At 61.3% G+C, this 17,922-nt stretch carries 19 protein-coding genes and 1 tRNA gene; 15 read left to right on the top strand and 5 right to left on the bottom strand.

What is annotated here, in order from left to right; genetic code table 11:
- Window positions 1-119: 119 nt before the first annotated feature.
- From AB9K34_RS22870 to AB9K34_RS22860, 3 genes are read right to left on the bottom strand one after another with little or no spacing between them, the layout of a single operon-like run.
- On the bottom strand, window positions 120-701 hold the full coding sequence (locus tag AB9K34_RS22870) for an HD family hydrolase (RefSeq protein ID WP_369956975.1): 582 nt from the start codon (window positions 699-701) through the stop codon (window positions 120-122).
- A complete protein-coding gene (locus tag AB9K34_RS22865) occupies window positions 698-940 on the bottom strand; it encodes a hypothetical protein (protein WP_369956974.1) in 243 nt (80 codons plus the stop codon). Before AB9K34_RS22865 ends, AB9K34_RS22870 begins: the two co-directional genes overlap by 4 nt.
- A 12-nt stretch (window positions 941-952) precedes the next feature.
- On the bottom strand, window positions 953-1,606 hold the full coding sequence (locus AB9K34_RS22860; RefSeq protein WP_369956973.1) for an alpha/beta hydrolase: 654 nt from the start codon (window positions 1,604-1,606) through the stop codon (window positions 953-955).
- 183 nt (window positions 1,607-1,789) lie between these two features.
- On the opposite strand from AB9K34_RS22860, the gene AB9K34_RS22855 reads away from it, so the two are divergent.
- The 10 genes from AB9K34_RS22855 to AB9K34_RS22810 all read left to right on the top strand — a co-directional run bounded on the left by AB9K34_RS22855 (window position 1,790) and on the right by AB9K34_RS22810 (window position 10,414).
- Window positions 1,790-2,248 carry an Rrf2 family transcriptional regulator gene (locus AB9K34_RS22855; RefSeq protein WP_369956971.1) on the top strand — a complete coding sequence of 153 codons (459 nt, stop codon included), beginning with the start codon at window positions 1,790-1,792 and terminating at the stop codon, window positions 2,246-2,248.
- Complete coding sequence (locus tag AB9K34_RS22850; protein ID WP_369956970.1) at window positions 2,245-3,288, top strand: cysteine desulfurase family protein; 1,044 nt, start codon at window positions 2,245-2,247, stop codon at window positions 3,286-3,288. Before AB9K34_RS22855 ends, AB9K34_RS22850 begins: the two co-directional genes overlap by 4 nt.
- A 16-nt stretch (window positions 3,289-3,304) precedes the next feature.
- Window positions 3,305-4,828: a Fe-S cluster assembly protein SufB gene (gene sufB / locus AB9K34_RS22845; protein ID WP_369956969.1), complete on the top strand. Its 1,524-nt coding sequence runs from the start codon at window positions 3,305-3,307 to the stop codon at window positions 4,826-4,828.
- Between the two features lie 205 nt (window positions 4,829-5,033).
- Window positions 5,034-5,894 (top strand): polysaccharide pyruvyl transferase family protein, encoded by an 861-nt coding sequence (locus AB9K34_RS22840; RefSeq protein ID WP_369956968.1) that lies wholly within the window; start codon window positions 5,034-5,036, stop codon window positions 5,892-5,894.
- On the top strand, window positions 5,860-6,615 hold the full coding sequence (gene sufC, locus AB9K34_RS22835) for a Fe-S cluster assembly ATPase SufC (RefSeq protein WP_369956967.1): 756 nt from the start codon (window positions 5,860-5,862) through the stop codon (window positions 6,613-6,615). Before AB9K34_RS22840 ends, sufC begins: the two co-directional genes overlap by 35 nt.
- The gene (locus AB9K34_RS22830) at window positions 6,615-7,895 is read left to right on the top strand and encodes a SufD family Fe-S cluster assembly protein (protein ID WP_369956966.1); all 1,281 of its coding nucleotides are present in this window, start codon (window positions 6,615-6,617) and stop codon (window positions 7,893-7,895) included. Before sufC ends, AB9K34_RS22830 begins: the two co-directional genes overlap by 1 nt.
- The gene (locus AB9K34_RS22825) at window positions 7,895-8,380 is read left to right on the top strand and encodes a YIP1 family protein (protein ID WP_369956965.1); all 486 of its coding nucleotides are present in this window, start codon (window positions 7,895-7,897) and stop codon (window positions 8,378-8,380) included. Before AB9K34_RS22830 ends, AB9K34_RS22825 begins: the two co-directional genes overlap by 1 nt.
- Window positions 8,377-8,967, top strand: a complete 591-nt coding sequence (locus tag AB9K34_RS22820; RefSeq protein WP_369956964.1) for a YIP1 family protein — start codon at window positions 8,377-8,379, stop codon at window positions 8,965-8,967. Before AB9K34_RS22825 ends, AB9K34_RS22820 begins: the two co-directional genes overlap by 4 nt.
- Window positions 8,960-10,180 carry a cysteine desulfurase gene (locus AB9K34_RS22815; protein ID WP_369956962.1) on the top strand — a complete coding sequence of 407 codons (1,221 nt, stop codon included), beginning with the start codon at window positions 8,960-8,962 and terminating at the stop codon, window positions 10,178-10,180. Before AB9K34_RS22820 ends, AB9K34_RS22815 begins: the two co-directional genes overlap by 8 nt.
- A 157-nt stretch (window positions 10,181-10,337) precedes the next feature.
- A tRNA-Arg gene (locus tag AB9K34_RS22810) sits at window positions 10,338-10,414 on the top strand.
- A 101-nt stretch (window positions 10,415-10,515) separates the two neighbouring features.
- On the opposite strand, the gene AB9K34_RS22805 is transcribed toward AB9K34_RS22810, so the two are convergent.
- Window positions 10,516-11,232: a response regulator gene (locus AB9K34_RS22805; RefSeq protein WP_369956961.1), complete on the bottom strand. Its 717-nt coding sequence runs from the start codon at window positions 11,230-11,232 to the stop codon at window positions 10,516-10,518.
- Complete coding sequence (locus tag AB9K34_RS22800) at window positions 11,229-12,407, bottom strand: sensor histidine kinase (RefSeq protein ID WP_369956960.1); 1,179 nt, start codon at window positions 12,405-12,407, stop codon at window positions 11,229-11,231. The genes AB9K34_RS22805 and AB9K34_RS22800 overlap by 4 nt, the downstream gene beginning before the upstream one ends.
- Before the next feature lie 212 nt (window positions 12,408-12,619).
- Between AB9K34_RS22800 and AB9K34_RS22795 the strand changes: the two genes are divergently transcribed.
- The 5 genes from AB9K34_RS22795 to AB9K34_RS22775 all read left to right on the top strand — a co-directional run bounded on the left by AB9K34_RS22795 (window position 12,620) and on the right by AB9K34_RS22775 (window position 17,905).
- Window positions 12,620-13,630, top strand: coding sequence for an ABC transporter substrate-binding protein (locus AB9K34_RS22795; protein WP_369956959.1), 1,011 nt, complete (start codon window positions 12,620-12,622; stop codon window positions 13,628-13,630).
- A 69-nt stretch (window positions 13,631-13,699) separates the two neighbouring features.
- Window positions 13,700-15,124, top strand: a complete 1,425-nt coding sequence (locus AB9K34_RS22790) for a sugar ABC transporter ATP-binding protein (protein WP_369956958.1) — start codon at window positions 13,700-13,702, stop codon at window positions 15,122-15,124.
- Entirely contained in the window at window positions 15,121-16,050 is a 930-nt protein-coding gene (locus AB9K34_RS22785; RefSeq protein WP_369956956.1) for an ABC transporter permease, read from the top strand. Before AB9K34_RS22790 ends, AB9K34_RS22785 begins: the two co-directional genes overlap by 4 nt.
- Window positions 16,047-16,982: an ABC transporter permease gene (locus AB9K34_RS22780; RefSeq protein ID WP_369956955.1), complete on the top strand. Its 936-nt coding sequence runs from the start codon at window positions 16,047-16,049 to the stop codon at window positions 16,980-16,982. The genes AB9K34_RS22785 and AB9K34_RS22780 overlap by 4 nt, the downstream gene beginning before the upstream one ends.
- Window positions 16,979-17,905 (top strand): SMP-30/gluconolactonase/LRE family protein, encoded by a 927-nt coding sequence (locus AB9K34_RS22775; RefSeq protein ID WP_369956954.1) that lies wholly within the window; start codon window positions 16,979-16,981, stop codon window positions 17,903-17,905. The genes AB9K34_RS22780 and AB9K34_RS22775 overlap by 4 nt, the downstream gene beginning before the upstream one ends.
- The last annotated feature ends 17 nt before the right edge of the window (window positions 17,906-17,922 follow it).

The raw sequence follows: 17,922 nt of genomic DNA, 5'->3' as shown, positions 1-17,922 counted from the left end.
GGTCGGGCATGAGTCGTCGGGGCGAGTGTGGAGTTTCGCACGGGTCTCGGCAAGGGGCTTTCAATGGATGCCTGAAGGCGCATCAATGCGTTTCATCGGCGCAGGAGAACGGTGACGGCTCAGATGTTTCGGGCAAAGAAGGCACGCAGCTGGGGCAGGAGCCAGTCCCATACCCGCGGCAGGCCACGTCTGACCGGAACACCTACCCGCTGTTCCAGTTGCTCCAGTGTCACGTTGTAATCGACCCAGCTGTCGCCACCGGAAACGAGATTTGCGATCGGCGTTTGCAGGCGGTCGATGCTCTTGGCAAAGATGGCATCCGGTGTCGTGGCGGCTTCGAATTCATTCCACAATGCGCGAAATTGCACGGCCTGATCGTCTGGCAGCAAACCGAACAGGCGGTCGGCGGCGGCCGCTTCCCTGGCAGCCATCGCTTCATGGTCGACATCCCCGTGGATGGGGGCATCACCAGCGTCGATCTCGACAATATCGTGCAGCAGCAACATCCGCAGGACCCGGTTGATGTCGACGTCCGGGCCGGCCTGATCCGAGAGCACCAGAGCATAGAGCATGATGTGCCAGCTGTGCTCAGCCGAATTTTCGCGGCGCGAACCGTCAATCAGCCGAGAGGCGCGCAGGACGGATTTCAGCTTGTCCGCCTCGCGCAGGAATGCGATCTGCGCGTCCAGCCGCTCGCTCATCCCTGAACTTTTCCGGATGCGGTTTGCCTGGCGGCGGCGACCCTGCCATTCAGCAGCCTGCGGGCCGCCTGTTCGGCGAGGCGGACCCGGATCGCCGTCAGGTATGTCTCTTCCAGTGTCTGCGACGAGGCCCCGATCAGTTCGCCGATCTCGACATAGAGTCGGTTATCGCCGGTGATCCGCATCGCCTCGAGCGTGTCGTCTGCAAGCTTGGCGGCTATGGTTTCCAGGGTACTCATCGCAATGCGCGCTCAGCGCGAGGTTTCCGTCAGCCTGCGCTTCACGTAATCGCTGACATTGCCGATCATGGTGTCCATGTGCGGCTCCTGAAAGAAATGATCCGCGCCCTCGATTTCCTGATGCGTGATCGTGATTCCCTTTTGCTCGTGCAGCTTGTTCACGAGCGATACGGTGTCCGCAGGTGGCGCGACACGATCGGAGCTGCCGTTGATGATGAGACCCGAGGACGGGCAGGGGGCCAGAAACGAGAAATCATACATGTTCGCGGGCGGCGAGACGCTGATGAAGCCGGTGATTTCCGGGCGGCGCATCAACAGCTGCATCCCGATCCATGCGCCAAAGGAGAAACCCGCGACCCAGCAATGCTTGGAGTTGTTGTTCATCGATTGCAGATAATCCAGCGCGCTTGCCGCATCCGACAATTCGCCGATTCCCTGATCGTATTCGCCCTGGCTGCGCCCGACCCCGCGGAAATTAAAGCGCAGAACCGTAAAGCCCATGTTATAGAAGGCATAGTGCAGGTTATAGACAACCTTGTTGTTCATCGTCCCGCCAAATTGCGGATGTGGATGCAGCACGATGGCGATTGGCGCGTCCTTCTCCTTTTGGGGGTGGTAACGGCCTTCAAGGCGGCCATCGGGTCCGGGAAAGATGACCTCGGGCATTGGGCGGTAAGTCCTGTCTGTTTCTGCTCAGGTGCAGCGAAATTCTTGACGAATTCGCTAGGCCACCTTAGAACGGTTCTAATTGGGCGCGCGAGCGTTGCCTCGTGTGTGTGGGCACATACGCATTGGGCGCGCAAACGTCAATGATTTCGCGCAAATGTTGGCCTCGCGGGGAGAGTGAGAATGAAACTATCGACCAAAGGCAGGTATGCAATGGCCGCGCTTGTCGATATCGCGCTGCAACCCGAGGATGCGCTTGTGACGCTGGGGGATATTTCGCAGCGCCAGAATATTTCGCTGCCATATCTTGAGCAGTTGTTCGTCAAGCTGCGCCGCGCCGAACTCGTGCAATCGGTACGCGGTCCGGGCGGCGGATATCGTCTGGCCAAACCGTCAACTGAAATCCGTGTTGTCGATGTGCTGGGGGCGGTGGATGAAACGGTCGACGCGATGCACAAGGGGGCCGGGGCGTCGGGCGCCTCTTCGGGTAGCCGCGCGCAATCGCTGACCAACCGGCTTTGGGAAAGCATGAGTGCGCATGTCTACGTGTTTTTGCACCAGACACGCCTGTCGGACGTGGTGCGCAACGATCTGGCGCCATGCCCGGCTGTGCCAAGCCTGTTTGACGTGGTTGATGAATGACCCGGATCTACCTCGATCATAATGCGACCATACCGCTGCGCGCCGAGGCACGGGCGGCAATGATTGCGGCCATGGATGTGGTCGGAAACCCGTCGAGCGTACATGCCGAAGGGCGCGCAGCCAAGGCTCTGATCGAGCGGGGACGCGCGCAGATCGCGCGCGCCTTCGGGGCGGAAGGGCACGATATCGTTTTCACGTCCGGTGCGACCGAGGCGGCAGCGCTGGCGTGCAAGGGGCGCGACCTGCACGGGGCGGCGATCGAGCATGACGCAGTGGCCGCATGGGTCGATGACACTCTGGCGGTTGCCGAATCGGGCCAGGTGGCTGTGCCCGCGCCATCGGCGTCCGTGTTGCAACTCGCGAATTCCGAGACCGGGGTGCTGCAAGCCCTGCCGGACGGGCTCGCGGTGGTGGACGCGACGCAGGCGTTCGGCAAAATCCCGGTTTCCTTCGACGAGATAGGGGCGCAGATGGCGCTGATCTCGGCCCACAAGCTGGGCGGGCCAAAGGGGGTCGGCGCGCTCGTGATCCGCCGGGGCACCGAACTGGCTGCACAGATTCGGGGTGGCGGGCAGGAGATGGGGCGGCGGTCCGGCACCGAAAATGTCATCGGAATCGCCGGGTTCGGGGCCGCGGTCGAAGCGGCGGCGCGCGATGTTGCGGATGGCGCATGGGCACGTGTCGATGAATTTAGAAATATTCTAGAAAATGCCCTTGTGGCCACGGCAAAGAATACTATTTTTGTCGGAATAGGCGCGGCAAGACTTCCGAACACTTTGTGTTTCTCCAGCCCCGGTTGGAAAGGCGAGACCCAGGTCATGCAGATGGACCTGGCCGGTTTTGCCATCAGCGCCGGTTCCGCATGTTCCAGTGGCAAGGCCAAGGCGAGCCGGGTGCTGGGCGCGATGGGATATGACGACATCACCGCAGGCAGCGCGATCCGCGTTTCGCTGGGGCTGGAAACAACGGAAACCGACGTGCTTCGCTTTGCGGATGCATGGTTGGAAAAAGAACAGAAATTTCGCGCCCGCGCGGCGTGAGTGAAGGAGAGTGCCCATGACCATGGTGGACCAGACACAAGTCAAGGAAGGTGTCGATCAGGATACGGTGGATGCCGTGCGCGAGGTTGGCGGGGCCTATAAATACGGCTGGGAAACCGAGATCGAAATGGAATATGCCCCCAAGGGGCTGACGCCGGACATCGTGCGGTTGATCTCGCAGAAAAACGAGGAACCCCAGTGGATGACCGATTGGCGACTCGCGGCCTATGAGCGCTGGTTGCAAAAGGAAGAGCCCGACTGGGCCATGGTCGATTACCCGGAGATCGATTTTCAGGATCAATATTACTATGCCCGCCCCAAGAGCATGGAGGTCAAGCCCAAGTCGCTGGACGAGGTCGATCCCAAGCTGCTGGCAACCTATGAAAAGCTGGGTATCCCGCTCAAGGAACAGATGATCCTTGCCGGGGTCGAAGGTGCCGAGGCCGCCCCTGCGGAAGGGCGCAAGGTGGCGGTGGATGCGGTGTTTGATTCGGTGTCCGTGGGCACCACGTTCCAGGCGGAGCTGAAAAAGGCCGGGGTGATCTTCTGCTCGATTTCCGAAGCGATCCGCGAACATCCCGAACTGGTCAGGAAATATCTTGGCAGCGTCGTGCCGGTCAGTGACAATTTCTATGCCACGCTGAACAGCGCGGTGTTCTCGGATGGCTCGTTCGTTTACGTGCCGCCAGGCGTGCGCTGCCCGATGGAGTTGAGCACCTATTTCCGCATCAACGCCGAAAACACCGGCCAATTCGAACGCACGCTGATCATCGCGGACAAGGGCAGCTATGTGTCCTATCTCGAAGGCTGTACCGCGCCGGCCCGCGATATCGCGCAACTGCACGCGGCGGTGGTGGAAATCATCGTCGAGGAAGACGCCGAGGTGAAATATTCTACGGTTCAGAACTGGTATCCAGGCGACGAAAACGGCAAGGGCGGCATCTATAACTTCGTGACCAAGCGCGCGGATTGCCGGGGCGACCGCTCCAAGGTGATGTGGACGCAGGTCGAAACCGGAAGTGCCGTGACGTGGAAATACCCGTCCTGCATCCTGCGCGGCGACGACAGCCAGGGCGAATTCTATTCGATCGCCATCGCCAACAACCACCAGCAGGCGGACACCGGCACCAAGATGGTGCATCTGGGCAAGAACACCAAGTCGCGCATCGTTTCCAAGGGGATCAGTGCGGGCGTTGCCCAGAACACCTATCGCGGTCTGGTATCGATGCATCCCAAGGCCAGGGATTCGCGGAATTATACCCAGTGCGACTCGTTGCTGATCGGCGACAAATGCGGGGCGCACACCGTCCCCTATATCGAGGTCAAGAACAACTCGTCCCGCGTCGAACACGAGGCGACGACCTCCAAGGTGGATGATGATCAGCTGTTCTATTGCCGCAGCCGGGGCATGGACGAGGAAGAGGCCGTCGCACTTGTGGTCAACGGGTTCTGCAAGGACGTGCTTCAGGCGCTGCCGATGGAATTCGCGATGGAAGCGCAGCAACTGGTGGCGATTTCGCTTGAAGGGTCAGTTGGTTGATGGCTCGGCCATCCAGCAAAAATATCCAGAAGGCCCACGTGTCGTCCTGGTTTGTATTGGGGCTGCCGGTTTTGGGCGGATTGCTTGGGGCGGCCTACGTTCGCATCGCCTACATGGACTTGATCGACCAAGTTCGGGCTATCGGAATCGGAGCGATCCTTGGTCTAGTTGCTGCTATCCCACTTTGGAAAGTCCTGAGATAGTTATGGAACACTCGACTTCTCAGCCTGAGGGCACGCCGGTTAAACTATTTTGGTGGAACAAAAAGACAAATTTCGGGGATGATCTTTCCCGGGACGTGGTGTCCTATGTCTCCGGCCGTGATGTCGTTTGGGCAAAACCGGTTCGTGCCGAATTGTTTGCCGTCGGCTCGATAATGAAAATGGCCAGCCGGGGTTCACTGCGCCGGAGTTCCCCAATCAAACCTGCGATTTGGGGTAGCGGCTGTATGGCACCAATGGACGCCGAGTTTGTGAAAGCGGTGCAATCACCGAAGATTGTTCGTGGTCCGATTACTGCGGCGCTTCTTGGTCTTAAAGACGTCGAGTTTGGTGATCCCGGACTATTGGCAAGACATGTGTATGGTATGTCTGCAAATCAGGATGACATTATCGGTATTGTTCCGCATCACAGCGAAGTCGATGATGTCGCCATCAAAACCCTTGTGGCGTCCGACCCGAGGTTTCTGCTGATTGACACAAGAAGACCTGCGAAAAGCGTCTGTGCCGAGATCGCCTCATGCGCACAGGTGTTTTCCTCGAGCTTGCATGGCCTGATCGTTGCAGACAGTTTTGGTATTTCCAACCAATGGTTTGTACTGAATCAAATCCATAAGAGCCCGAGTTTGAAGTTTTACGATTATGCGACTGGAATAGAACGCGCTTTGCCAAGACCCCTTGCTATCGACGACGTAGCAGAAAAAGCAAAACATGAGCCGCTGGCTTCATTGTCTTACCAAGACGGTATCACAAAAAGCCAAGAAAAACTCGTTGAGTGCTTTCCCGAGACCACTTATGAAACGGAACACAAAAATGTTGGAAATCAAGAACCTGCACGTACAGCTTGAAGAAGAAGACAAGCAGATCCTCAAGGGCGTCGACCTGACGGTCGAGGCGGGCAAGGTGCATGCGATCATGGGGCCGAACGGGTCGGGCAAATCGACCCTGTCCTATGTGCTGTCCGGTCGTGACGGCTACGAAGTCACGGACGGCAGCGCGACGCTTGGCGATCAGGACCTGCTCGATCTCGAACCCGAAGAGCGCGCCGCCGCCGGCCTGTTCCTCGCCTTCCAGTACCCGGTTGAAATTCCGGGTGTGGGCAACATGACCTTTCTGCGCACCGCGGTGAACGCCCAACGCAAGGCGCGCGGCGAGGAAGAGATGAGTGCCGCCGATTTCCTCAAACTCGTGCGCGAGCGGGCCAAGGCGCTGAAGATCGACGCCGAGATGCTCAAGCGTCCGGTGAACGTGGGCTTTTCCGGTGGGGAGAAAAAGCGCAACGAGATCCTGCAAATGGCGATGCTCGAACCCCGGATGTGCATTCTAGACGAGACCGACAGCGGTCTTGACGTTGACGCGATGAAGCTGGTGTCCGAGGGGGTGAACGCCCTGCGCAGCGAGGGCCGCGGTTTCCTGGTTATCACGCATTATCAAAGGCTTCTGGATCACATTAAACCCGACGTCGTGCATATCATGGCGGACGGGCGCATTGTGAAGTCGGGTGGTCCCGAACTGGCGCTCGAAGTCGAGCATAACGGCTATTCCGATATCCTGTCCGAGGTGGCGTAATGGCGTTGCCCGAACAGAAGCAGAGCGCGACCGACACGCGCCTCGCGGGTCTCGCGCTGCCGACCGGCGGCTGGATCGAGAGCAACCGGCGCGAGGCCCTGGGCCGCGTGACCGCGATGGGCCTGCCGCAGCGGCGGGATGAATACTGGAAATACACCCGGCCCGATATGTTGCTTGATGCGGCGGCGCCGCAGGCTGCGGTGCTCGAAAGCGGGGAAAGCCCGGTCTTTGATGAGATCGACAGCCTGAAAGTCGTGTTCGTCGACGGAATCTTCGATGCCGATGCGTCCGACGACCTGTCGCTGGACAACGTAACCATCGAACGGCTGGCGGATATCGGCGCATCGGACATTCACTGGGCCAAGTCGCTTTACGGCGAACTGGAGGCCGCGGGCCAGAAGCCGGTCGAGCGCCCCTTTGCCGCGCTGAACACGGCCTTTGCGAGCGATGGGATCGTCATTCACGTGACCGGCAGGCCGAGCAAGCCGATCAGCCTGGTTTATCGCCATGAATCAGAGAGTTCCGATGCGATCATGCACCATCTCCTGCGGGTCGAGAGCGGCGCGGAACTGACGCTGCTTGAAACCGGACCCGCGGCCGCGCGGTTCAATCATTGTACCGAGGTCGATATCGCCGACGGCGGCACGCTGCACCATGTCCGCGCGCAGGGACGCGATCATGAACGCAAGGCCGTCACCCACATGTTCGCGCGGTTGGGGCAGGAGTCGGTCTTCAAATCCTTTACCCTGACGGTCAACGGCGTGCTGACGCGCAATGAATGCGTGATCGAGTTGACCGGTGACGATGCCATTGCCCATGTGGCGGGCGCCTGTGTCGGAGACGGTGAATTCCACCATGATGACACGGTGTTTATCACCCATGACGCGGTGAATTGCGAGAGCCGTCAGGTCTTCAAGAAGGTGCTTCGGAACGGTGCGACCGGCGTGTTCCAGGGCAAGATCCTGGTCAAGGCAGGCGCGCAGAAAACCGACGGCTATCAGATCAGCCAGTCGCTCCTGCTGGATGGCGACAGCCAGTTCCTCGCCAAGCCCGAGCTGGAAATCTATGCCGATGACGTCGCCTGTTCTCATGGCTCAACAAGTGGCGCCATCGATGAAGAGGCGTTGTTCTATCTGCGTTCGCGCGGCGTGCCTGAAAGCACTGCGACCGACCTGCTGACCCTCGCGTTTCTTGCCGAGGCGGTGGACGAGATCGAGAACAAAGAGCTTGCAGAGGATATCGTGACGCGACTGGAAAACTGGCTGGCGCGCCGCCGCTGATGTCGGTGACGTCGGACATCACGGCCACCTATCGCGGTCCGCGCCGGGTCATGCGGCGGTTGCTGTCGATGGGCGAGCGCGAGGATCGTGCGCTTGTCATCCTCATGGGGGCCTGCCTGATCGTGTTCATCGCGCAGATGCCGCGCCTGTCGCGCGAGGCGCATCTGACCGGGCAGGAGCTCAACATGCTTCTGGGCGGGGCCTTGCTTGGCTGGATATTCCTTGCGCCGCTGTTGCTCTATGCCCTTGCGGCGCTGAGCCATCTGATCGCGCGACTGATTGGCGGGCGGGGGAGTTGGTATGGCGCGCGGCTTGCCCTGTTCTGGTCGTTTCTGGCCTCGACTCCCGTGTTGCTCTTGCATGGGCTGGTGGCCGGGTTTATCGGTCCGGGGCCGGGCTTGCAGGCGGTCGGATTGATCTGGCTCGTCGTTTTTGCCTGGTTTTGGATCGCCAGCCTGCTGCAAGCAGAGGAACCTGTATCATGACGCCGTCCTTCCTGCGTGACCTTGCCGTGTTGACCATCAAGTCGCCGGCCGAAGCGTCGCGCGTCCTGCTCGGCCTGAACGTCCCGCGCGAGGCGCTCTGGACCGGGCTGGCACTTGTCGCCGTTCTCAATGGTCTGCTTTTTGCCCTGACCAACCTTCTGGTTCCCGGTCCGTCACCATTGCCCGAAGTGTTCCTTGTGCCGTCGCTCTACACGGTTCTCGTGGCGGGGGGGCTGCTCCTGAGCATCTACGCGCTGTACTGGACCGGGCGTTTGATGGGGGGCACCGGAACGCTCGATGAGATCATGATGGCGATCCTCTGGCTTCAGGGGCTGCGGGTCGTGCTGATGGTGATTGTCATCGTGCTGATCATGACGGTCCCGGCGCTTTCGGCGCTGCTCGTCTTCGCTGCGTCAATTTACGGGCTCTATATCCTGGTGCATTTTGTCAACCAGGCGCATCGGCTGAATTCCCTGCCGAAGTCTGCCGGTGTACTTGTCGCCTCGACCGCGGCGATCCTGCTGGGTCTGACCCTGCTCATCTCCCTGTTCGGGGGGCCAACTTCAGGATTATCCGCCAATGTATGACGTCGAAAAGATCCGCTCCGAGTTTCCCATCCTGTCGCGAGAGGTCAATGGCAAGCCACTGACCTATCTGGACAACGGTGCATCGGCGCAAAAACCGCAGGTGGTCATCGACGCGGTGACGCGGGGCTATGCCGAGGAATATGCCAATGTTCACCGTGGGTTACATTACCTGTCCAACCTGTCGACCGAGAAATACGAGGCGGTGCGCGGCACCATCGCCCGGTTTCTCAACGCGGCTTCCGAAGATGAGATCGTCCTGAATTCCGGCACCACCGAAGGGATCAACATGATCGCCTATGGCTGGGCCATGCCGCGCCTTCAGGCGGGCGACGAGATCCTGCTGTCGGTCATGGAGCACCACGCAAATATCGTGCCCTGGCATTTTCTGCGCGAACGGCAAGGCGTCGTGCTCAAATGGGTCGATGTCGATGCCACCGGCGCATTGGACCCGCAGGCGGTGATCGATGCGATCACGCCGCGCACCAGGCTGGTCGCGATCACGCAGCTGTCGAACGTTCTGGGCACGCGGGTCGACGTCAAGACCATCACCCGAGCGGCGCAGGCGATGGGCGTGCCGGTGCTGATCGATGGCAGCCAGGCGGCGGTGCACATGCCGGTGGATGTTCAGGACATTGGCTGCGACTTCTACGCGATCACCGGGCACAAGCTCTATGGCCCGTCGGGATCGGGGGCGATCTATGTCAAATCCGATCGCCTCGCGGAAATGCGCCCCTTCATGGGCGGCGGAGACATGATCAAGGAGGTCAGCAAGGATGCTGTCGTCTACAACGATCCTCCGATGAAATTCGAAGCGGGAACGCCTGGTATCGTGCAGACCATCGGTCTGGGGGTTGCGCTGGAATACCTGATGGAACTCGGCATGGAAAATGTGGCCGCCCATGAGGATCGGCTGCGCGACTATGCGCGAACGCGGCTCGACGGGCTGAACTGGCTTCAGGTACAGGGAACCACGCCGGACAAGGCGGCGATTTTCTCTTTCACGCTGGATGGCGCCGCACATGCGCATGACATCTCGACGATCCTCGACAAGCGCGGTGTCGCGGTGCGGGCAGGGCACCATTGTGCCGGTCCCCTGATGGATCATCTCGGGCTCACGGCCACCTGCCGGGCCTCGTTCGGCCTCTACAACACCAAAGAGGAGGTGGACACGCTGGTGGAAGCGCTGGAACTTGCTCACGAACTCTTCGCGTAAATCCGCATGAAGTTTCCCGTTGCGGGTCCGGCAACGCACGGGTATAGATCCCGCAAGTGCAGCGTGATCCACATGGGGCGCCGCCAACAAGAAATACGCCGCTCGAATCTCGAGGCGAAGCATCACCGATGTTTCTCCGAAAGTCAGGGCACAGCGCGGACCCATAGCTCAGCTGGATAGAGTGTCGCCCTCCGAAGGCGAAGGTCGTAGGTTCGAATCCTACTGGGTCCGCCATCCGCTTCATTGTCTTGCAGTAGAAATGTCTGTTCCGTTGCGTTCGGACGCCCAAGCCGTGCGACTACGGGCAATCTCCGATTTCGCGAGCGGGTTCAGAGCTAATCCCGGCTGGCGAGCCAACTGTCCAGATCGCGCTGTGCCGCTTCCAGGGTTTCGGTGTTGATGATGCGGGTTACCAATGCACGATTGAGCGCGCGCACACGTTTGTTCAGCGTCAGGGCCTCGTCTGTGCCGGACGCCACGCCCAGCTTTTCGTACAGAGACAAAAGCCGGTTCTGAACGGTTCTGAGCGACATGCCGCGCCGCTCTGCGATCATCCTGTCCTGAAGTCCGAGCGCGAGGTCGAGCAAAACGTCGAATTCGCTCTCGTCGAGCCGGCCGCGCGGCGAGGCGCTGCGCCTCTGCAGACGGTGAATCTCGCGATCGACCATGATCTGCCCCTCAAGGAGCACCGCCCGCAATGCCAACTTGAGCCGCGCGCGCGAGGCGGTCTTGAGCACGTATCCATAGGCGCTGTCTTCCGGAACGATCTGGGAAATGCCACGTAGATAGGCATCGTCGGCGTAGTTCGACCAGAACAGGATCCGGCTTTGTGGCCGCTCGGCCCAGATCGTTCGGGCGGCCTCGATCCCGTTGCGATGCGTCATCTGAAGGTCCATCACGATGGCGTCGATGCCGGTCTGTCGCGCCGCAGCCTGGCCCTCGGCCCCATCGGCGGCGTGCAGAATCTCGGTGACTTCGGGCAGGGACTCGGACAGAGCGTCGTGCAGGTATGTCGCATGGAACTGATCGTCCTCGACGATCAGCACCTTCACGACCGCTCTCCAAGCATCACGCGCACAGTACATCCGCCATCATCAAGCAGGTCGAGATCGGCCGCGATCAACCGGGCGCGGGTGCGCATATGCGCGAGGCCGGAGGTGCGCCCTGGTTTCACGGGAATGCCGCGGCCGTTGTCACGGATCGACAGAACGAGCCCATGCGTGGCCGCCGGTTCGATCCGGATCTCGATATGGTCGGCGCCGGAGTGGCGTGCGGCGTTGTTGATTGCCTCTTGCGCGATTCGGAACAACGCAGTGCGTACGGTCGGATCAAGGCGATCGGGTGCGCCCCGTGTCGCGTCGGTGACGGTGATCCCGACCTGTTGCAATCCGATCGCGCGTTCCAGATGAACGCGGACGGCATGAACAAAGCCGAACAGATCGAGCAGGGTCGGCACGGCTGTGTCTATGATCCGCCGCAGGTCATCGACCACTTCCCTGATCCGCTCTTCGAGGTGGCCCCGGGGCAATGCCGTGTCGGAGGCGATCTCGCGCAGCAGCCGCGTGAGATCCGCAAGCGGTTGGTCATGCAGGTCCATCCCGATGCGCTGGCGTTCCTGTTCGAGCGTCTGTGTCAATTCCAGTGCGCCGCGCCGCAAACCTTCCTCGCGCGCCTGCGCTTCCCGGCGCACCTGAGTGGCGCGCTTGGCCTGCTCGGCGATGTGCAGCGCGTGAAAATAGGGCGACAACACATCGGCCACATGTTGCGCCCGCCGCACGGTGTCGAGATCATAGAGCCCGGCGGTCGAGTGTGAGATATTCAAAGTGCCGATCGGCTGGCCCATCACCTTCATCAGGACATGAACGCGTGAACGCATCCGATGGTTCAGGATCGGCTCGGAGCACGCGCCCCTGTAGGTCTGGCGGGGGTCCTTCATGGCGTCTTGGCACAGCATGAAATCGCATTTGCCGGTGATCAGATCGCGGATAGGCGAGGTTTCAACGCGCGTGGACGTGCGCGACCATCGGGTTTGGATGCCGACCTCATAGCTCGAGAGCCATCCGGGCCGGTCGTTGAGACAGAGATCCGCATGGGTAAAGGGGATGACCTCGGCGATCTCGTCGGCCACTGCCTCGAGTGCCGACGCAATGTCGGTACGTTCGGCCAGATGTGCCGAGATACGCAGAAATACGTTGTCCCTTGCGGGGCTCTGCACGGCAAAGGTCATGATGTCCTCCCATCGCGATGCGCGTATCTGCAATTCTGGCAAGGCAAGGGCGAAAAGGGAACACTGATGACCGTAACCGCGTTGCGGGAACCCGCAAGATCTCTGCGGGAGGTCGCCTTTACAAGCACGAGGCCGGGCAACATCATCGCCGCACCCGAGCCCATCGCGGGCCGGTATGCAGCGCAGGATGCGTTAGCAGCAGGGAGGGAAACATGACGAATTCAATGATGCTGTTCAGTGCGGCGGGGCTGGCGCTGATTGCTGGGTTGGCCGACGCGGACACTTCGAACAAACGGATTGCGCTGTCCAACAACTATGCGGGAAATTCATGGCGGCAGGCCATGCTGGAAACCTTTGAAAGCACTGGGAAGCAGGCTGTGGCCGATGGCGTGGTGGCGGCGGCGGATGCCTATACAACCTCCGAGAATCAGGCGACGGAACAGGCGGCACAGATCCAGAACATGATCCTGCAGGGGTATGACGCGATCATCCTGAACGCGGCCTCTCCGACAGCGTTGAACGGCGCGGTGAAAGAGGCCTGCGATGCCGGTGTCACCGTGGTCAGCTTTGACGGCATCGTGACCGAGCCCTGCGCCTGGCGGATCGCGGTGGACTTTGCAGCGATGGGGCGCGAAGAGGTCGACTATCTTGCCACGCGCTTGCCGGATGGCGGCAATCTTCTGGAAATTCGCGGGCTGGCAGGTGTGTTTGTCGATGACGAGATCTCCAAGGGCATTCACGAGGGTGTGGCCGAGCATTCGCAGTTCAATATCGTCGGATCGGTACATGGCGACTGGGCGCAGGATGTGGCACAGAAAGCGGTTGCGGGAATCCTGCCGTCCTTGCCCGATATCGTCGGTGTCGTGACCCAGGGTGGCGATGGCTACGGGACGGCGCAGGCCTTCCGGGCGGCGGATCGGTCGACACCTCTGATCGTGTTGGGCAACCGTCAGGATGAACTGAAATGGTGGGCCGAGCAGCGCGACGCCAACGGCTACGAAACGCTGTCGTTGTCGATTGCGCCGGGCGTCGCCTCGCTGGCCTTCTGGGTGGCGCAACAGGTGCTGGAGGGTGAGGATGTGGCCAAGGATCTGACCGTGCCGTTCCTCAAGATCACACAGGACACGCTTGATGAGGCTCTCGCGACGACGCCGGAAGGGTCGGTGGCCAACGTGACATATACGCTGGAAGATGCACAGCAGGTGATCGCCAGCGCCAGGTGACCCGTGGGCAGGGGTGGGGCGCTTGCAGATGCGGCCCGCCGGCAGATTTCAATATGAGATGGAGCGCGCATGTCGGACCAAGTGAGCCGCCCGATCGTTGCGCTCGTCGACGCGGCCAAGCATTTCGGCCCCGTCCGTGCGCTCGATGGTGTCAGCCTGGCCGTCAATCCGGGCGATTGCATCGGGCTGGTCGGCCATAACGGCGCGGGCAAGTCGACGCTGGTCAACCTGATCAACGGTGGCTTAGCCCCGACCTCGGGCACGATTGGATTTGGTGTGGGCGAGACCGCGCTTGCGGCCGGGGTGCGCTCGGTATTTCAGGAACTGTCGCTCTGTCCGAACCTGACGGTGGTGGAAAACCTGCGGATTTCGCATGCGTCGCATTCCGGTCTGAACTGGCGGTGTGCGGCGCGCGCGGAGATAGGGCAGAGCCTTGATACCATCTTTCCCGGACATGGGATCGACGCTGATGCCGAGGTTGACACCCTGTCGATCGCGCAACGCCAGATGGTCGAGATCGCCATCGGTTTTGCGCCGCGCGGCTCGACCGCACGACTGGTGATTCTGGACGAGCCGACCTCCTCGCTGGATGCGGGGATCGCGGATCAACTGCTGACCCATGTCAGGACATTCTGCGCGGAGGGCGGTGCCGTAATCTTCATTTCCCACATGCTTGGCGAAGTCTTTGACGTAGCAAGCCGGATCGTGGTGCTAAAGGACGGCAAGGTGGTAGCCGAAGGGTCGACGGACGACTTTACGCGGCAGGGGCTGGTTGACGCGATGGGCCATGTTGCGGCCGAGGCGGGTGATGTCGCCGTGACCGCGCGGGAATTCGGCCCCGAAATTCTGCGAACCGGGCAGGGGCTCGCCGCGCGCAAGGGCGAGATTGTCGGATTGTCAGGGCTTGCCGGACATGGCCAGGCCGAGGCACTGGCGCGGCTCTACCTGTCGCAATCCTCGGCCTGGCGCGCCGGTCGGACACAACGCGCCGTGTTCGTGGCGGGCGATCGCCAGCGTGACGGGGTGTTGCCGCTGTGGTCGATCCTGCGCAACATCTCGATTTCTGTTCTGCGCCAATGCGCGCGCGGCGGGCTGGTAGAGCGGCAGGCCGAGGCCGGGATCGCGGAAAACTGGAAACGGCGTATCGGCATCCGCACCGACGACGTTACCAACCCGATCCTGTCCCTGTCCGGCGGCAACCAGCAGAAGGTGCTGTTTGCCCGGGCACTGGCGTCTCCGGCCCCGGTCGTCATCATGGACGACCCCATGCGCGGCGTCGACGTGGGCACCAAGCAGGATGTTTACGCGATGATCCGCGACGAGGCGGCAAAAGGCAGGACATTCCTGTGGTATTCGACCGAAACCGAGGAGGTTTGCCAATGCGACCGGGTATTCGTCTTTCGCAATGACGAGATCAGCGCCGAACTGAGCAGCGCCGACATCACCGAAGAGAAAATTCTGCAGGCGTCCTTCGAGATGCAGGAGGCGTCATGAACATCCTGTTGCGCCACAGGATCATCCTTCCGGTGGTCTCGTTGGCCATGCTGCTGGCGGCCACGTTCTACATGCAGCCCCGCGCAATGAGCTACTTCGGCCTGAACCTGCTGTTCAACCTCGCCGTACCGATAGCGCTGGCGACGATTGCGCAGATGATGATCATCATGGTGAATGATATTGACCTGTCGCTGGGCACGTTTGTCAGTCTCGCCGCCTGCGTCACTGCGACATTTCTGAACGAAGCGCCAATACTCGGTCTGGCGATCCTGCTGGCGTTGATCCTGTCCTACGCGCTGCTCGGAGCCATGATCCATGCGTTCGAACTTCCGGCGATTGTCGTGACGCTGGGCATGTCCTTTGTCTGGGGCGGGCTGGCGCTGTTCATCCTACCCTCGCCGGGTGGGGCCAGCCCCGGCTGGTTGCGCGCCCTTATGACGGTCAAGCCTCCCATTGCCCCGATGGCGGTGGTTGCCTCGATCATCATCGCCGCGGTGACGCATCTGCTGATCATCCGCTCGGGTATCGGGACGGTGCTGCGTGGCGTCGGTGGAAATGCCCGGTCGGTCGAACGGGCGGGTTGGCCGGTGATCTGGCTCAAGGCGCTTGCCTATGGTCTGGCGGGATTCTTTGGCGTGCTTGCGGGGATGACGCTTGTCGGTCTCACCACGTCGGCGGATGCCAATATCGCGCTGCGCTATACGCTTCTGTCCATCGCCGGAGTCATCCTGGGCGGGGGGGAATTCACAGGCGGCAAGGTCAGCCCCACAGGCGCGGTGATTGGCGCGCTGACCCTGACCCTCGCGGCGAGTTTCCTGAGCTTCATGCGGCTGTCGCCGGACTGGCAGATCGGCGCGCAGGGCGCAATCCTTATCCTGGTGCTGACCGCACGCCTGATCTTCAGCAGGAAGGGGGCGGGGAAATGATCATTTTCGCGAAACCCTGGCTCTGGTCATGGCTGGCCGCTGCCGCCGCCTTTGTCCTCATTCTCGGGCTGACCGGGGGGCGGGGCGCGGGCGAACTGGCCTATGCGGCGCTGTCGTTCGGCGCCTTCGCCGCGATTGTCGGCCTTGGCCAGATGTTGGTCATCACACTCGGGCCCGGCAATGTCGATCTGTCGATCCCGGCGACGATGACACTCGCTGCGACGCTTGCGCTCAAGGCAATGGGGGGCGAACCGGGAATGGCTTTTGCCGGGCTTGCAATCGCTCTCGGAGTCGGGGCGGCGGCAGGAATCGCGAATTACGCGCTGATCTTCCTGCTGCGCCTGCCGCCGATCATCGCAACACTGGCAGCGTCGCTGGTGTATCAGTCCTTCGCAATCTGGTCGAACCGTGGCTTGCGGATCAAGCCGCCCGAAGGATTGGCGGATTTCGCCACCGGGCGATTTCTGGGCGTACCCAACGTGGCCTGGGTGGGTCTGGCCCTTGCGGTCGCGGTCTGGGTCCTGCTCGAACGCGCGGTTGCCGGGCGCTGGCTGCTGGCAACGGGGCAGAACCTGCGCGCCGCGCGGCTTGCCGGGGTGCCGGTGGAACTGGTGCGGGTGTGTACCTATGTCGCGGTCGCGATGTTCGCTGCCTTGGCCGGCTACCTGCTGGCCAGCTTTTCCGGCGGCGCGGCGCTCAACATGGGAGCGGAATACCTGCTGATGTCGATCGCTGTCGTGGTCATCGGGGGCAGTTCCATCGCCGGTGGCAACTCCAACGTGCCCGGTGTCTGGGGCGCTGCACTCTTCATGTTTCTCGTGGTCTCGATGCTCAACAGCTATGGCGCTGGTGCGGGGGCGCGCAACGTGCTGACCGGGGCCATCATCATCGCCATCGTCATCGCCGCCAGTACGAGGAGGCTCCGAACATGATCACCATGCCGCCACATCTGGAAATCCATGACGATCGCTTTGCCGCTCTGGTGCATCCGATGTCGACGCTCGACATGATTGCCGACGGTTTCACCTGGACCGAGGGCCCGGTGTGGTTCGGCGATCACAACTGTCTGCTGTTTTCGGACATTCCGAGCCAGCGGATCATGCGCTGGTCCGAAGCCGAAGGCGTTTCGGTCTTTCGCACGGCTTCGGGGTTCAACAACGGCAACACCCGTGACAGGCAGGGCCGGCTTGTCGGGTGTCGGCACGGCAAGCGCGACGTGGTGCGCACCGAACATGACGGATCACTCACCGTGCTTGCAGATCGGCATGAGGGCAAGCCGCTGAACTCTCCCAATGACGTGGTGGTGAGTTCGGACGGGGCAGTCTGGTTCACCGATCCCACCTATGGGCGCATTTCCAATTTCGAGGGGTATCGCAAAACCCCCGAGCAACAATGTCGCAATGTGTTCCGCCTGTCGCCCGACGGAGATCTGCGGGTGGTGGTCAGCGATTTCAACCAACCCAACGGGCTGTGTTTTTCGCCGGACGAAAAGACGCTCTATATTGCTGAAAGCGGTTCGAGCCATGATGACTCCGTGCCATCGGTGATCCGGCGCTTTGCCGTTGAAGATGGCGAGTTGCACGAGCAAGGCCCAATGGCCGAGATAGACAACGGCCTGCCGGACGGAATGCGGTGCGATGTGCTCGGCAACCTGTGGTCGTCGGCGGCGGACGGCGTGCATTGTTTTGCCCGGGACGGAACGCTGCTGGGCAAGATCCTGGTGCCACAGGTGGTGTCCAACCTCTGTTTTGGCGGGCCGGACGGTCAGCGTATGTACATCACGGCCACCCGTGCGGTGTACCGGGTTTTCGTGGACGTTCAGGGGGCCGAACCCTGGACACGCCCGCGTGACTGACCCGTGCACGGGACACG

The sequence above is a fragment of the Sedimentitalea sp. XS_ASV28 genome, from assembly GCF_041224545.1.
In the GTDB taxonomy this organism is placed as follows: Bacteria; Pseudomonadota; Alphaproteobacteria; order Rhodobacterales; family Rhodobacteraceae; genus Sedimentitalea.
Note: the sequence above shows the minus strand (reverse complement) of the source record. Positions and strands in the feature narration are given on the sequence as shown.

Excerpts from the sequence above, each read along its gene's own strand:
- AB9K34_RS22870 (WP_369956975.1), bottom strand. The coding sequence starts at position 701 with ATGAGCGAGCGGCTGGACGCGCAGATCGCATTCCTGCGCGAGGCGGAC.
- AB9K34_RS22865 (WP_369956974.1), bottom strand. The coding sequence starts at position 940 with ATGAGTACCCTGGAAACCATAGCCGCCAAGCTTGCAGACGACACGCTC.
- AB9K34_RS22860 (WP_369956973.1), bottom strand. The coding sequence starts at position 1,606 with ATGCCCGAGGTCATCTTTCCCGGACCCGATGGCCGCCTTGAAGGCCGT.
- AB9K34_RS22855 (WP_369956971.1), top strand. The coding sequence starts at position 1,790 with ATGAAACTATCGACCAAAGGCAGGTATGCAATGGCCGCGCTTGTCGAT.
- AB9K34_RS22850 (WP_369956970.1), top strand. The coding sequence starts at position 2,245 with ATGACCCGGATCTACCTCGATCATAATGCGACCATACCGCTGCGCGCC.
- sufB (WP_369956969.1), top strand. The coding sequence starts at position 3,305 with ATGACCATGGTGGACCAGACACAAGTCAAGGAAGGTGTCGATCAGGAT.
- AB9K34_RS22840 (WP_369956968.1), top strand. The coding sequence starts at position 5,034 with ATGGAACACTCGACTTCTCAGCCTGAGGGCACGCCGGTTAAACTATTT.
- sufC (WP_369956967.1), top strand. The coding sequence starts at position 5,860 with ATGTTGGAAATCAAGAACCTGCACGTACAGCTTGAAGAAGAAGACAAG.
- AB9K34_RS22830 (WP_369956966.1), top strand. The coding sequence starts at position 6,615 with ATGGCGTTGCCCGAACAGAAGCAGAGCGCGACCGACACGCGCCTCGCG.
- AB9K34_RS22825 (WP_369956965.1), top strand. The coding sequence starts at position 7,895 with ATGTCGGTGACGTCGGACATCACGGCCACCTATCGCGGTCCGCGCCGG.
- AB9K34_RS22820 (WP_369956964.1), top strand. The coding sequence starts at position 8,377 with ATGACGCCGTCCTTCCTGCGTGACCTTGCCGTGTTGACCATCAAGTCG.
- AB9K34_RS22815 (WP_369956962.1), top strand. The coding sequence starts at position 8,960 with ATGTATGACGTCGAAAAGATCCGCTCCGAGTTTCCCATCCTGTCGCGA.
- AB9K34_RS22800 (WP_369956960.1), bottom strand. The coding sequence starts at position 12,407 with ATGACCTTTGCCGTGCAGAGCCCCGCAAGGGACAACGTATTTCTGCGT.
- AB9K34_RS22795 (WP_369956959.1), top strand. The coding sequence starts at position 12,620 with ATGACGAATTCAATGATGCTGTTCAGTGCGGCGGGGCTGGCGCTGATT.
- AB9K34_RS22790 (WP_369956958.1), top strand. The coding sequence starts at position 13,700 with ATGTCGGACCAAGTGAGCCGCCCGATCGTTGCGCTCGTCGACGCGGCC.
- AB9K34_RS22785 (WP_369956956.1), top strand. The coding sequence starts at position 15,121 with ATGAACATCCTGTTGCGCCACAGGATCATCCTTCCGGTGGTCTCGTTG.
- AB9K34_RS22780 (WP_369956955.1), top strand. The coding sequence starts at position 16,047 with ATGATCATTTTCGCGAAACCCTGGCTCTGGTCATGGCTGGCCGCTGCC.
- AB9K34_RS22775 (WP_369956954.1), top strand. The coding sequence starts at position 16,979 with ATGATCACCATGCCGCCACATCTGGAAATCCATGACGATCGCTTTGCC.